General features: G+C 56.2%; 11 protein-coding genes. 7 read left to right on the forward strand and 4 right to left on the reverse strand.

Features of this window, described 5'->3' with window-relative positions; all coding sequences use genetic code 11:
* Positions 1 to 22: 22 nt before the first annotated feature.
* Entirely contained in the window at positions 23 to 1,180 is a 1,158-nt protein-coding gene (carA, locus tag O3S85_RS02590; protein WP_269537647.1) for a glutamine-hydrolyzing carbamoyl-phosphate synthase small subunit, read from the reverse strand.
* A 133-nt stretch (positions 1,181 to 1,313) separates the two neighbouring features.
* Between carA and O3S85_RS02595 the strand changes: the two genes are divergently transcribed.
* From O3S85_RS02595 to O3S85_RS02615, 5 genes are all read left to right on the forward strand, one after another.
* Complete coding sequence (locus O3S85_RS02595) at positions 1,314 to 1,994, forward strand: exopolysaccharide biosynthesis protein (RefSeq protein WP_269537649.1); 681 nt, start codon at positions 1,314 to 1,316, stop codon at positions 1,992 to 1,994.
* A 169-nt stretch (positions 1,995 to 2,163) separates the two neighbouring features.
* Positions 2,164 to 2,640 carry a hypothetical protein gene (locus tag O3S85_RS02600; RefSeq protein WP_269537651.1) on the forward strand — a complete coding sequence of 159 codons (477 nt, stop codon included), beginning with the start codon at positions 2,164 to 2,166 and terminating at the stop codon, positions 2,638 to 2,640.
* An 84-nt stretch (positions 2,641 to 2,724) separates the two neighbouring features.
* Positions 2,725 to 3,690, forward strand: a complete 966-nt coding sequence (locus tag O3S85_RS02605) for an endonuclease/exonuclease/phosphatase family protein (protein ID WP_269537653.1) — start codon at positions 2,725 to 2,727, stop codon at positions 3,688 to 3,690.
* 19 nt (positions 3,691 to 3,709) lie between these two features.
* Entirely contained in the window at positions 3,710 to 4,615 is a 906-nt protein-coding gene (locus O3S85_RS02610; protein WP_269537655.1) for a phosphatidylserine decarboxylase, read from the forward strand.
* Between the two features lie 82 nt (positions 4,616 to 4,697).
* Positions 4,698 to 5,258, forward strand: coding sequence for a hypothetical protein (locus O3S85_RS02615; protein WP_269537657.1), 561 nt, complete (start codon positions 4,698 to 4,700; stop codon positions 5,256 to 5,258).
* A gap of 54 nt (positions 5,259 to 5,312) precedes the next feature.
* Here O3S85_RS02615 and O3S85_RS02620 read toward each other — a convergent pair whose 3' ends face one another.
* The 3 genes from O3S85_RS02620 to O3S85_RS02630 form a co-directional block, all read right to left on the reverse strand.
* Positions 5,313 to 6,263, reverse strand: coding sequence for an ADP-ribosylglycohydrolase family protein (locus O3S85_RS02620; protein WP_269537658.1), 951 nt, complete (start codon positions 6,261 to 6,263; stop codon positions 5,313 to 5,315).
* Between the two features lie 62 nt (positions 6,264 to 6,325).
* Positions 6,326 to 7,819 (reverse strand): coiled-coil domain-containing protein, encoded by a 1,494-nt coding sequence (locus tag O3S85_RS02625; protein ID WP_269537659.1) that lies wholly within the window; start codon positions 7,817 to 7,819, stop codon positions 6,326 to 6,328.
* Between the two features lie 68 nt (positions 7,820 to 7,887).
* The gene (locus O3S85_RS02630) at positions 7,888 to 8,328 is read right to left on the reverse strand and encodes a hypothetical protein (protein WP_269537661.1); all 441 of its coding nucleotides are present in this window, start codon (positions 8,326 to 8,328) and stop codon (positions 7,888 to 7,890) included.
* A 276-nt stretch (positions 8,329 to 8,604) separates the two neighbouring features.
* Between O3S85_RS02630 and O3S85_RS02635 the strand changes: the two genes are divergently transcribed.
* Together O3S85_RS02635 and O3S85_RS02640 are read left to right on the forward strand one after the other, a co-directional pair.
* A complete protein-coding gene (locus O3S85_RS02635) occupies positions 8,605 to 9,594 on the forward strand; it encodes a malate dehydrogenase (protein ID WP_269537663.1) in 990 nt (329 codons plus the stop codon).
* A gap of 121 nt (positions 9,595 to 9,715) precedes the next feature.
* Positions 9,716 to 13,642, forward strand: coding sequence for an SdrD B-like domain-containing protein (locus O3S85_RS02640; protein WP_269537665.1), 3,927 nt, complete (start codon positions 9,716 to 9,718; stop codon positions 13,640 to 13,642).
* Positions 13,643 to 13,663 lie beyond the last annotated feature (21 nt).

The raw sequence follows: 13,663 nt of genomic DNA on the forward strand, positions 1-13,663 counted from the left end.
TTTTAAAACGGTTTAGTCGGGCCTAGCCCTTTGCTTTCGCGACCATCTTGTAGAAGTCGTTGAAGAGCGGGTCGGCATCGTTGGGGCCGGGGGCTGCCTCAGGGTGGTACTGCACGCTGAAGACGGGCAAGTCCTTGTGGCGAAGGCCTTCGACGGTGTCATCGTTCAAGTTGATCTCGGTGACAATGGCACCGCGGGCTTCGAGATCCTCGCGCTTGGCTGCGAAGCCATGGTTTTGCGCGGTGATCGAGACCGCACCTGTCTCGATGTTTTTGACGGGCTGGTTGCCGCCTCGGTGGCCGAACTTCAGCTTGTAGGTGGGAGCCCCGAGGGCGTGCGTAATCACCTGGTGGCCGAAGCAAATGCCAAAGGTCGGGTATTCCTCAATCACGTCCGCCACGGTTTTGTGAGCGTAGGTGACGGCAGCCGGGTCACCCGGGCCGTTGCTGAGAAAAAGGCCGTCCGGGTTGAGCTCGCGGATCTGCTCCGGGCTTGCGTCAGCAGGCAGGACCCATACGTCGAAGCCATGCATGCGCAGTTTGCGGAAGATCGAGCGCTTGGCACCGAAGTCGAGGGCGGCGACCTTGTAAATTTTTTCCGGACTCGGGTCCGGGTAAAGCGTGGTGCCAGGCACGGTAAAGGGCTTGCGATCGAGACCCGGCTCAAACTGGTAGGCCTCCTTGGCAGTCACAGCCTTAACGTAGTCAACGCCGACCAAGCCGGACCATTCGCGGGCGCGTTCCACGGCCTCGCTGTCAGTCAGGCCTTCGGTGGAGATGCAGGCGTTCATGGCACCGGCCACACGGAGGCGCTTGGTGATCGCGCGGGTGTCCACGCCGGACAGGCCGGGGATGTTGTGGCGCTTCAGGTAATCAGGCAGTGACTCGACGCTGCGCCAATTGCTGACAACCGGGCTCAGGTCCCGCACCACGAAGCCAGAGACCTTGGGGCCGTCCGATTCCTCGTCATCCGGGTTGATGCCGTAGTTGCCAATTTGCACGGCGGTCATGGTCACGATTTGCGCGAAGTAGGAGGGATCGGTCAGGATTTCCTGATATCCGGTCATCGACGTGTTGAACACGGCTTCCCCCACGACGGTGCGGGTGGCTCCAAAGGCGCGGCCCCGGTAGACGGTGCCGTCTTCCAGGGCGAGAACTGCGGGCTGCGGGTCGCTTGACATTAACCGGCAGACAAAAGACCGACCCCGCCGTTCCCGCAAGCGGAAAAAGCAATTTTGCGCCGGTTCGTTAAAATTTTTCAAAGTGGCGCACCCATTTGACCTTCTTTAGGGGATTAGTTTCCTTAATCTTGATTTGAGCCGACTATCTATACAGCCACCCAATGACATTAACCTGGCCCGCCGTTATGACGCCAGCGCGGGCACCGAAGCGCCCTTTCCCAAAAAGAGATATCTGACACCGCCGCACGACCTCTCGGAAATGCTCGACCGGCTGGAATACAATGGGAGCGAGGACAAGGTGACCATTGCCTCGATGATGGACTCCGTGGGTCGCCGCGGTTTTGGCCCATTGATGCTGATTCCCGGGCTGATCGCGATGTCCCCGCTGAGCGGTATTCCCACGCTGCCGTCGATTTTGGGCGTGATGGTCGTGCTGATCGCAGGCCAACTGCTCATTGGCAAAAAAGTATTCTGGCTCCCACGCAAGATTCTCGACCGCTCCGTGGACAAGGAAAAGTTCGACAAGGGCATCGGCGCGGTGCGTCCGGTGGCGCGCTTTGTGGATAAGCTGATCGGTCCCCGCCTGACATTCCTCACACAGGGGCCGGCGGTATACGCGACGGCGCTGATCTGTGTGGTCGTCGGTGCCACGATGCCACCACTGGAAATTTTACCCTTTCTGGCCACGACCGCCGGTTCCGTGCTGACAATCTTTTCGCTGTCGCTCATCGCCCGGGATGGCCTGCTCGCGCTGATCGGCTACACCCTGACCGGTGGCCTGATCTACTTGGTCGTCGCGCAATGGCCGTTTTGAGTGGGGCGATCTTTTTTCGCTACCGCACATTGAAATCAATCTGGTGCTTATAGCTCCTTGCTAGTGACAGCGCTCTCTGTTGATTCCGCGAACGGAATTTACTGTTTGCCATGGTTCAAGCTAGTGTAGACTAATTCGTGCACGCAGTTCAGTCGCTGTCGATGCCCTCATGATTAGCTCGAGAAAATGGTCCTTCTTACATGCCTTTATTGTGGTTCCGTTCGCTGTCTTTTTCGCTTCCTGCTCGGTTGAGAAAAGTGTAGAGACAGCCGCCAGCGATGCTCTAGAAGCGATATATGACAATGACCTTAGAGCATTTTATAAAATCATTGGCGAAGATCAGCGAGAAAAGGCTTCGGATGATTATGTGAAGGTATTTCTTGAAAAGCACCATGAGTTGTTTGCTTCGAAAGGTAAATTATCCAAATTCGAAATTGAGATAGATCTAATTAGCGGAGCCTCTGTTGAGGTTTTTGCGCGTCGCTATCAAGAGGGCCTAATTTTTGCGTATGATCCGGAATACAGATTCTACGATGTGATCTATGTTTATCCTGAAGGTAACTTTTACATTGCTGTATTCTTCCAAGACACGTCAGGAAATTTTCATATGCTGCTACCCTTGATACGTTTTGGCGATGACTCATGAACTGCGACTGACTTCTACTTTAATCTTCTGAAGCAAAAGATTAGGGCGGAACTGAATCTCTTTTCCGTTGTGATATTTGCAGGGATGACATCTCGCCCGGCTATCGCTCGAAATTTCCGCACGCGCATCGCTTCCTACTTGTCCGTATTCGGCTTTCTGGGGTGCGTTGCGACGGTGCTGGGCTTCTTCGGTGGAGTGCATAATGTGGTGGCGTTATTGGCGCATTTCCGCGTCCAGTATTTTGCTGGGCTCTTGGTCATCGCGCTGTTGCTCGCGGTTTTGAGATCGTGGCGATGGGCGGGGGTGTGCCTGGTGTTTTCGCTGATCAATGCCAGCGTCATCGCGCCACTATATTTCGGCAATGAGCCGATCTTGCCATCAGCGCCAACTATGCGGGCGATGCTGTTCAACGTGAATTCCCAACTTGGCGATCCGAACCAGGTGCGAGCGGTGATTGAAGCGCAAGATCCGGACATTCTCGTGTTGGAGGAAATCTCCGATGATTGGGTTATGGCGTTGGAGCCAGTGCTCCAGCGGTATCCGCACTCTGTGGTGCGGCCAAGATCGGATAATTTTGGCATCGGTTTGTATAGCCGGATTCCGCTGGAAAATGTCCAGACACATTACCTGGGCGGCAGTGAGGTGCCGACGCTGACGGCGACCCTGGAAACGCCAAGTGGCGGGTTGGACATCATTGCCACGCACCCACTGCCTCCAATGTCCAACGACTATGCCGCCGCGCATCGTGCGCAGATGGGCGAGCTCGCGGGCTTGGTCCAGCCGGGGAGGTCAACTTTGCTCATTGGCGACCTCAATGCGACACCGTGGGATGCTAGTTTCCGGCGTTTGCTCCGGGATTCGGGCTTACGGGACAGCATGCGCGGGTTTGGCGTGCAGCCCAGCTGGCCATCGCAGATTTGGTTTTTGCGCATTCCGATCGACCACGTCTTGCATTCTGAGCACATTAGCATTGTCGATCGTGAGGTGCTGGCGGATGCCGGATCGGACCATTTTCCGATCGTTGTTGATTTTGTCTGGTGGCCGCAGTAGCCATGTTCTTTTGCAAAACATGGAGCCGATTGAGTTTTATAACCGCTACACGGGGCAGATTGAGACCGAGCAAGTCTTTGGCGAGCAATGGCTTGCGTGGGCCTATGGCACGCCGATGGGGCGGCTGACCGTCGAACTGGCTGCGAAGCGTGCGTGGTTCTCGCGCTGGTATGGCTGGAAAATGTCCCGCAAGGCCTCGGCGGCGCAGGTGTTTCCGTTTATCAAAGAATACGGGCTCGATGTGGCGGACTTTTTGAAGCCGCCGGACTATTTTGAGAGCTTTAATGACTTCTTCTCTCGGCAGCTTAAGCCGGAGGCACGGCCTATCGATCCGGACCCCAATAGCGTGGTTTTTCCGGCTGACGGGCGGCATTTAGGCTGGGCGGATTCGTCCGCGATTGACCGCGTATTCGTCAAAGGACAGAGCTTCGATTTGGGCAAACTACTGGGCGATGCGGCCTTGGCGGACCGTTTTCGTGGTGGCGCGTTGGTGCTGTCTCGGCTGTGCCCGACGGACTACCACCGCTTTCATTTTCCGGCGGCAGGGGTGCCGGACTCGCCACGCCAGACGCCGCGTGAGCTGGCGGGCCCGCTGTATTCGGTGAATCCCGTCGCGCTGCGGCAGCGCATTGAAATCTTCTGGACGAATAAGCGCGTGGTAACGGTCCTGCAAAGCGAGGAGTTCGGCGATGTTGCCCTGGTCGAGGTCGGCGCAACTTGTGTCGGGACGATTCTGCAAACGCATGTTTCCGGCCAGTGGACCGAGAAGGGCGGAGAAAAGGGCTATTTTGCATTTGGCGGATCGAGCACGATTACGTTGTTTGAGCCCGGCGCGGTGACGCTGGCCAGCGACTTGATCGAGCACACTGGTGCGGGCCGCGAGCTCTATGCGCGCATGGGTGACCGCATGGGCGTCAAAAGCTGAAATAGAACCCCCAGTAGTGTGCTAGGTTAATCACACTATTTTTCCGGGAATAGATTGGCCGGCCTCTGCTTCTTACTGGCATATGAATAAATATGTCACATTGTCTACGCTGCGCCGCGAAATGGAGTTCCACAACCGGCGCGATTGTTGGCGACTGGCCTTAGGCGGCCAAGTGATCGATCGCCCGTTTAGCCTGTCCCTGATTGAGGAGACCGTCAGTTGGGACCCGGATTCGACGTTTAGCGTTTGCCACGCCGATGAGCCGATCTCGCCCGTTGGGCGCTGGCGGAAGGTGGCCATGCGCAAGGGCACGATGCCGTCCAAGGGGCACACGACTTTTTTCCGCGTACCCACGCCTCCGACTCCCCCTAAGGCTGAGTCGGAGCTGGCTGAAGAGGCGGCACCCAGCGAGGTTAATATTGCTACACTTGAGCGTCGTCTCGAAGCCGTGGAAGAGCACTACGCGACGATTGTAGAGTCGATTCAGCGTCTGCAAAACGACATCGCCGGCATGCGTGGCTTTGCCGAAATGGTCGACGATATGCGCGCCATGAAGCAAGAAATCGAAGACGTGCGTGACGACATCAACCGCAACCAGTTCAGCCTGGCGGGTGTGCGGATGGAGGTGGCTGGCGTCGCTTGAGAGGACGTGTAACCTTTGCGGACCGGTTGGCGAAATACGGCCAGCCGGTCTTTTTTATTTTCCGGCCAGCTCGCGTGAGGCCTGGTAAAGCCGCTCGGCGAGACGGATGATTTTCTTACGGTAGAGAATTGTGTCACGCCAGCCGTCGGGGATGCTACTGATGCCGTAATAGGCACCGGCCAGTTGCCCATAAACGGCGGCGGTGGTGTCGGCGTCCTCGCCCAAATTGACCGCAGCGATGACGCCGTCGGCAAAGTTATCCGTGCTGGCAAAGGCCCAAAGCGCGGCCTCCATGCAGGAGATCACGTCACCCCGGCCGCGGATGGCGGGCGGCGCTTTTTCCCAGTAGGAGCCGCGGGCGACGTTTTCGACTTCGCCCGTTAGCGGTTGGCACAGCCACACGCCGCGCACGGGAGAGTAGCCGGGCGCAAGCAACTCGTCTTTGGGCACCCCTTGCACGGCACCGACGATCAGCGCTCCGTAGTAGCGACAGGCGTCCACACAGAGGCGTGCGGCGTGCGTTAGGCGGCTGCTGTCGCCGGAAAATTGAATGGCGTCCTTGGGCGATTCCGCATAGTAAAGCGGCACCGGTGCCAGGCGCATGAGCGAGCCGTTGCTGGCGCTGGATTCGGTGGACAGGCCGGAGAAGGGCGCACCCTCGGCCTCATAATATTCGATGGCGGCCTGCGTTGTCGTGCCGATGCCAAAGGCGATCTCGCGGCAGCTCCAATAGCCGGCGCGCCACCATTGGCGAATGCGGTCCATGGCGTCAGGGGCATCGAATCCGTTTTTGGCGACCAGGCTTTCGGCCAAGCACATGGCCAGGGCGGTGTCATCCGTCCACTCGCCGGGCTCGATGTTGTTTACGCCGCCGCCGGAAAAATTCGTTACCTTTGGAAACATGCCCGGAGCAAGCCCCTCGACGGGAGCGCCCATGGCGTCGCCAATGGCCAAGCCCAACATGCTTCCGTAGTAGCGTTCCAGTGGGTCCAATCCGCGCGTCATAGCTTCATCCTAAGCTAGCGTGGTGCCAATTCAAGCGCAGATATAAAAGAAGCGCGCGCAGCTTATCGCAAGTCCGGGGGCAGGGTGGAGGCGTTGGCGGAGAGACGCTGCTGATAGGCACGGATTTGGGATTCGCTAAACTTTGAGCCTAGTGGGATGCTACTGGTCTGTGCCGCGGTGGGCGCGATGACCGCAAATTGGCGGTTGACCATTGTGCCGATCAAATCGCCGGTTTGGGAAAATACCAGGTCGCCCTCGCGCGGGTTGAACTCGCCAAAGAGCTCGCTGAAAATCGAGGTATCCATGTCGAGGTATTCCGGGTGCGCTGCGACGAGCTTAAACCCGACTTCGCCAAACTTCCCCTGATTGCTCACCAGGACCGCCTTTGGGAATTTAAGCGGGTCGCTGGCCAGACTGAACGCGGCGACGCCCCAGCTGTCGGGAAAATCCGCCGGGAGGCGCAGGGTGAGAATGCGTGGGTCGGCGGCCAGGACGCCGAGGCTTTCAAAACGGCCTACCCGGTTTCCGTAGCGAATGGTGCCCGTGACGGCGCGCAACCCGCTTTCGGTGAAGGGGGTCTTGTTGGCCGGAATCAGGGCATAAACGTTACCGTCATCACGCACGAGAATGGTGTCGAGTTGGTATTTCTCGCTCGTGTTGCCAAACACGCCCGCTTCCGTGGAGTCGAAGTTAATGCGCACGCGATTCTTCTGGAACCGGTCGAAAATGGTGTTCATCGAGAGGGGCTGCGCGCGCTTGACTTCCGCGCGAATCTGATCGGTCGATTCCGCCAACTGCCCAACGCCTTCGGCCAGTGTTTGCGTGGTCTCCTGTAGGTTGGCCTTTTCAATGCGGGTGATCTCGATGTCGCGCTGGGCGAGGGCCAGTTGTTCGGCTTTGGCGGTGGCTTCGGCCTTGGTGACTTCGAGCTGCGTGGCGAGCGTTTGTTTTTCCAACTCGGCAGTCTTGACCTCGCTGGCCAAACGCTCGCGCTCGGCGGCGAGTTCGTCCGCGAGCTTGGCCTTGGTTTCGAGTTCTTTCTGCATGGCGCGCAGACGCTCGGTGGAGGTGGCGGCGGTTTCCTTAACCTCAGCCAAAGATTTAGCCAGCTCGACGCGGTCTTGCTCGGCGGCGGCGAGCTTTTCCTGAGCAGCCTTGGATTGTTCGGCGAGTTTGGCGCGCTCGGCTTCGGCCTGAGCCTTCTCGGCCGCGAGTGCGGCGCGTTGCTTTTCCAAACTTTCCTTTTCCGCGGCTAGCTGCTCAGCGGTTTTCTGGGTTTCCTCAAGTTTGGCCTCGCGCTCGGCTAGTGCCTTTGCCCGTGCCTCGAGCTGCTCCTGGGTTTCGGCCAATACCGTGGAGAGCTCGTCGCGGTTCTCTTCTTCGGCGTCGAGGGACATCTTGAGCACGTCGATCAAGTCCTGGTTGGCCATAGCGTCCTGCTCAATGGCCTGCTCGGCCTCAGGCGCGGTCTGGTCCTCGGGCTCGTCAAAACGCGCCAGCGCCAGCAAGCTGAGCAGCAGGAAATCGCAAATGACAAGGAGGAGGGAGCGGTTCATACAATGACCAAGATTTACGTAGCCCTTTCGACAACGCAATCGCGGAATAGGTTTCTTAGAATCTACGACTAAACAACCGGAGTCGGAGTGGTACTCATGCCGATGAGTATCCCAAGAATAAAGAACGGGATCATTGTGGCGATGTAGAGCGCGGTTTGTATCAGTTGGATCAGGATGCCTCTCTTGAGGCCGATGGGTAGGCCCCGGCGAGAGTTTATGAAGCGCGCATTAATCACTGCGGATAAAATGAAGCTGGCGATGAAATAAAGCAAAAGCAGGAGAATATGCAGGAACTCAGGCGTATACATACCGATGAGCCAAAAAACCATTTGAATTGCGGCGACTCCCAAAACAACCTTGATCGAAACGCTGCAAGCATCGATTAGCGGGTAGCGGCGCTTACAAATGACTTTAATGGAAATTTTGAGGAAGCAGGCATTAATGACCGTTCCGAAGATCAGCCACATCAACATGCTTAACCCAAAGTCTAGACCCATTAAGATTTCCATGGATATTAATTTCATGTATCATGAAATCCGTAGCAAGCACTTTCTCTCTCATGATTCCGTGGCCTTTTAGCATGTTACAGCGATGCTAATATCGGGGCGACATCAGCGTTTCTGCTTCACGTGGGCGATGATTAGATGTTTTAATCAAATCTTGGCCGAGGTCATCGTTGACATGATCGAAAGAAATCTTTCATATTCTTTCAAAACCTCTCAACCTGATCCCCGGTCATGAGTTCTTACGTTCTCTACAAAAACAACCCTTATCGCACAAAAAGCATGAGCAAGAAACCCATCCGTGTCGCCGTTACGGGCGCAGCCGGCAATATCGGCTATGCGCTTCTCTTCCGCATCGCCTCGGGCCAAATGTTTGGTCCGGACCAGCCCGTCGCGCTGAACCTCATTGAGATCGAACCCGCGCTCGGCGCACTGAAGGGCGTCGCCATGGAACTGGACGACTGCGCCTTCCCGCTGCTGACCGACATCGTGCAGACGTCCGACCTCAACGAGGGCTTCAAGGATGTGAACTGGGCGCTGCTCGTGGGCTCCGTGCCGCGCAAGCAGGGCATGGAACGCGCTGACCTGCTCGGTATCAACGGCAAGATTTTCGTTGGCCAGGGTAAGGCCATCAACGACAACGCTGCGGACGACGTGCGCATCGTAGTCGTGGGTAACCCCTGCAACACCAACTGCCTCATCGCACAAAAGCACGCGCCGAAGATTCCGGCTGACCGCTGGTTCGCGATGACCCGCCTCGACGAAAACCGTGCCAAGACTCAGCTTGCGCAAAAGGCTGGCGTGCTCGTAAAGGACGTTTCCAATCTCTGCGTGTGGGGCAACCACTCGCCGACGATGTTCCCGGATTTCTACAACACCAAGATCAACGGCAAGCCTGCGACGGAAGTCATCAACGACGAAGCTTGGCTCAAGGACACTTTTGTGCCGACCGTGGGCAAGCGTGGCGCAGCCATTATCGCCGCGCGTGGCGCTTCCTCCGCTGCATCCGCCGCCAACGCTGTGGTCGATACCGTGGTCAGCCTGACCACTCCGACTGCGCCGGGCGACTTCCACAGCGTCTGCGTGCTCTCCAATGGTGAATACGGTGTGCCGGAAGGTATCATCACCTCGCTGCCGATCAAGAGCGACGGCTCGAAGTGGGAAGTGGTCAAGGGCATCCAGCTCAGCGACTACGCCAAGGAGCAGATCGCCAAGTCCAACCAGGAGCTTCTCGACGAGAAGGAAATGGCACTCGCCGGCCTCCAGAGCTAAGCGATCAAGCAACTATTTTAATCAAGCCCGGCCGTTAGTGGTCGGGCTTTTTTTGTATCTTCGCTGCGAAATCGTTTCGGTGTTAAGCACTCGTTAATGCTCGTTCTGGCATGATGGCGGCATGATACGTTTCCTCTCTGTTATTATGCTCGCCGCCTTGGCGATGGTTGGCACAACGACGCGCTTGTCTGCGGACGAGCTAGAAATCATCATGGTCGAGATCGAGGCCGCTCCCACTGACGACATCACCTTTGGGCCGATTACTGTGACGGTGGACGACCTGACCTTCACTGAAGACTCCGGTGTTTACTCGGCCAGCGGCACGTCGACGATTTCGGTGGAAGACGAGTCTTTCGTGGTCGCTTTTGCCGACGACGGGCTTGTTATCGAGGACGACTCCGGCTCGTGGTCGCTGGTTTCGCTGGAGGCCTCGGTCTCGTCGGACTTCACCATGCTGGGGCTGGACATCAGCATCGACGAAGACAACCCACTGACTTTTTTCTATGATTCGGACTCGGGCGACTTCAGTATTTACGGTGACGCAAGTCTCTCGATCAGCACCGGCTCCGACACGGACTCGGTGGATTTCTCACTTGGCGATTCGGACTCACCGGGGCTTGTGATCAACGATGAGGGACTGGAGAGCTTTGACTTCGGCATCTCGGACTCCATCACGCTGGCGGACTTGGAAATTGCCACGACGGGCGACTACCTCGGCGTGAGCTACAACTTCGACGATGACACGTTTGAAATCTATGGTGGCCTGAGCGTGACCTTCGATGACCAGACGCTGAGTATCACCGCGGGCGACTCCTCAGACCCCGGGCTGGTGATGGTGACGAATAACAGCAACCACCTAGAGCTCGATTCACTCGACGCCACGGTCTCGGCCGACTTCACGCTTTACGATATGGAGATCAATCTCGGCGATGACGGCCTGACCTTCGTTTATAATTCCGACGACGACCTTTACGAAGTCTATGGCGATATCGACATCACCGTGGATGACCAGGAGCTAGATTGCACGTTGGGCGACTCCGACACGCCCGGCTTGGAAATTAAAAAGGGCGCCCTCAAATCGCTGAGCATCGGCGTTGCGACAGATATTTCCATTGGGGGCTTTGAATTCATTCTGCCGGATGATGACCCGCTGACCATCACTTACTCGGACTCGACTTTCACCGTCTCGGGCGAGGTGGAGCTCGATACGCTTTGGGACGTCTCCGTGACTTTGGGGGACAGCGATACGCCGGGCCTGATCATCAGTGGTAACTCCTGGGAAATTGACGACATCTCCATTGAGATCGATAGCATCGATGTCGGCTTCGCTCAGGTGCAGGAGGTCAAAGTTTCTTTCAGTGAGAGCCATAGTGATGTCTCGGTGGATATCGAGCTGGACCTCTACATTTCGGAGCTTGGCGGCACGTTGGACACGGAGGTTAGCGTGAACGATGGCGAGATTTCGGAGATCTATGTGGATTACGAAGTCACGGGCACGTCGGAAGGTATCGAGATCCTCGATACCGGCATCGATGTGGCCAAGCTTAGCGTGACGCTGGAGAACCTCGATCAGCCAGCGGACCTTATTTTGATGGGCACGATCGGCTTGGAGTTCGGTGGACAATTCAGCCTCGATGGTGAAACGGTGACGCTCATCTACATTGAAGGCGAAGTTACGATCAGCAGTACCGGATTCACCATGACGGACGCGGTTTACGTTGGTGCCTACGAGGATGACGACGAATGGAAGTCCGTCATTTCTACTGGCATTGCTTCAATGGATATCGATTGGGCTAATGGCATTTACTTCATGATGGGCGTTCTGGAGCTTCCCAGCGATTACGGCATTTTGCTATCCTCCTCACTGTTTATTGACGACGAATACATCGTTTCCGCCTCGAAGGCCGAGGTGCGGGTGCCGAGTTCTATCCCGCTCATTGGCGGAGACAATTTGGGTGAGGTCGATGTGGATGTACTCATCGACTTTAACGACACCTCCAGCAGCTTTGCCGCCGGTTGGACGAAGATCAGCTTTATCTTCTTCTCTGAGGAATTGGGCATCAAATACAAGTTCCACAACAGCGACATCAGCTTGATCGATAGTGGTGATATATCCGACATTAAGGACGAAATCAGCGATATCGAAAGCTCGTCACTTTTCGCCAGCTCGTTCCTCTTTGCCACGACTACGGATTACACCGAGCAGGTTTACACCTTCGAGGTGCCGGAAGAGGCCAAAGGGTTTGCGCTCTCGATGGACTGGGGGTTGTATGATCTTACCGACACCGACGCCGACCCGACGACAGTGGAAGAAATGAACGTCATCATCACCGGGCCGGTTAGCATCAGCGGTGCCACGATTGAAACGCCGCTCGTCCTACATGAGCAGGCCTTCGACAGCGACACGGGCACCTACTCCTACAGCGCTGACGTGACCAATATGGACGACGGTCCGGTGCTGACTTTGGCGGATAGCAGCGGCGGCTTGTTCACCTCGGAGGGGTATCTCTTCACTGAAGACGGCGAGATTCAGCAATACGAATTGGCCGGCGGCACTTATACGCTCACGCTTACCTATCCGTCATCCTATGATACGACGGATGCGCAGGTGCAGTTCGACACGCCTTCGGTTCGCACGTATTATGATTACGACAAGCCCACGATCGCCATTGATTCGTTGACGATCGATTCGACCAATTCACAAACCGTCAATAGCGATACCTACCTGATCAGCGGCAAAACCTTGCCCATCAATTTGGAATATTTCTCAACGTCTGAGTTCTCGGATGACGCAACGATTTCGATCTTCGTCGACACGGATTCAGAAGACTACGACGGCACCGTGATCGAGTCGCAGCTCAGCTACGATGGCGATGGCTCGGGAGGGACAATCTCGCGCTCGGTTGATTGGACGATTGAAAATATCGGCGAAGACCAGACCGACGAATATTACATGTATGCGCTGATCGACAACGGCCATCAGCAGATTACTTACTCGCATTACTATGGGCCGTTTAAGGTCTCGCCGTCGATTTATGGCAACGTTTACGACAGCATTCAGGGCGATGTGCTCGAAGGCTTCCGCGTTTATTTGGATGTCAACGGCGACTTGGATTACGACGCGGGCGTGGACCTGGCGGCGATCACCAACTCCAACGGAAATTATATTTTCGACAACGTGCCGGAGGGGGAGGCGACCGTTGGAGTAGTCATTCCCTATGGCTATGAGTCCAACACCAGTTCGCTCGACTTGATCACCACGACTTACGTGGATGGCGATTCGATCGAAGTCGACTTCGACATCAACTTGCTCGATTCGATCTCAGGTTATGTTTACGAAGACACCAACGAAGACGGCATCTTCGACGATGACGAAGTAGGGGTATCCGGGGTAACGCTTTACCTCGATGAAAACGGAAACGGCTCCTACGATAAGGGCGTCGATTTGGAAGTAGTGACGAATGCCGATGGGTTCTGGCGCTTTTATAATGTGGACATCGACAGCTCATACACGATCTACATTCTGGCGTATCCCTCGCAGCTTAGCAGTACTGACGACGCCTTTCTGGTCGTTGAAACCGACACGGAAACGATCCCCGACGACGATGCCAAGGCTTACAATGAATTCAGTGGTAATGATATTGGCGTGTATTCCGGCGCGACGGAAGAAGTCGGCGACCAGGATTACATGGCCTACATCCTGACTTATTATCCGGAGGGCGATGACGAATCGATCTCCAGCACTGCTGACCCCGACAACGATAGCCTGACCAATAAAATCGAGCAGCTCCTCGGCACCGATCCCAATAGCTACAACGGCACGCCGACGCCTGGCGTCGACTACGGGGAGGCCGACTCGACTGATGTGGTGTTGGTGTCGTTCACTCAGGTATCATCCAATCGCTACATAGTGCAGCTCTCGAACGACTTGGAAACTTGGGAAACCGTAGAAAGCTTCCGCGCGACATCGACCGAGCCAGTGGTCCTCGAAATCGAGTCCGATCTGGCCTCGGAGAGCGTGTTCGTCCGGCTGAAAATTCAGGACTAACTTTGCACTGCAAAGTAGTTC

Origin of the sequence: Cerasicoccus sp. TK19100, from assembly GCF_027257155.1 — a bacterium.
GTDB lineage: Bacteria > Verrucomicrobiota > Verrucomicrobiia > Opitutales > Cerasicoccaceae > Cerasicoccus > Cerasicoccus fimbriatus.

What these genes read in the sequence shown, in the direction of transcription:
- O3S85_RS02610 (WP_269537655.1), top strand. Translation starts at nt 3,710, where the DNA reads ATGGAGCCGATTGAGTTTTATAACCGCTACACGGGGCAGATTGAGACC.
- O3S85_RS02600 (WP_269537651.1), top strand. Translation starts at nt 2,164, where the DNA reads ATGATTAGCTCGAGAAAATGGTCCTTCTTACATGCCTTTATTGTGGTT.
- O3S85_RS02640 (WP_269537665.1), top strand. Translation starts at nt 9,716, where the DNA reads ATGATACGTTTCCTCTCTGTTATTATGCTCGCCGCCTTGGCGATGGTT.
- O3S85_RS02605 (WP_269537653.1), top strand. Translation starts at nt 2,725, where the DNA reads ATGACATCTCGCCCGGCTATCGCTCGAAATTTCCGCACGCGCATCGCT.
- O3S85_RS02635 (WP_269537663.1), top strand. Translation starts at nt 8,605, where the DNA reads ATGAGCAAGAAACCCATCCGTGTCGCCGTTACGGGCGCAGCCGGCAAT.
- O3S85_RS02615 (WP_269537657.1), top strand. Translation starts at nt 4,698, where the DNA reads ATGAATAAATATGTCACATTGTCTACGCTGCGCCGCGAAATGGAGTTC.
- carA (WP_269537647.1), bottom strand. Translation starts at nt 1,180, where the DNA reads ATGTCAAGCGACCCGCAGCCCGCAGTTCTCGCCCTGGAAGACGGCACC.
- O3S85_RS02625 (WP_269537659.1), bottom strand. Translation starts at nt 7,819, where the DNA reads ATGAACCGCTCCCTCCTCCTTGTCATTTGCGATTTCCTGCTGCTCAGC.
- O3S85_RS02630 (WP_269537661.1), bottom strand. Translation starts at nt 8,328, where the DNA reads ATGGAAATCTTAATGGGTCTAGACTTTGGGTTAAGCATGTTGATGTGG.
- O3S85_RS02620 (WP_269537658.1), bottom strand. Translation starts at nt 6,263, where the DNA reads ATGACGCGCGGATTGGACCCACTGGAACGCTACTACGGAAGCATGTTG.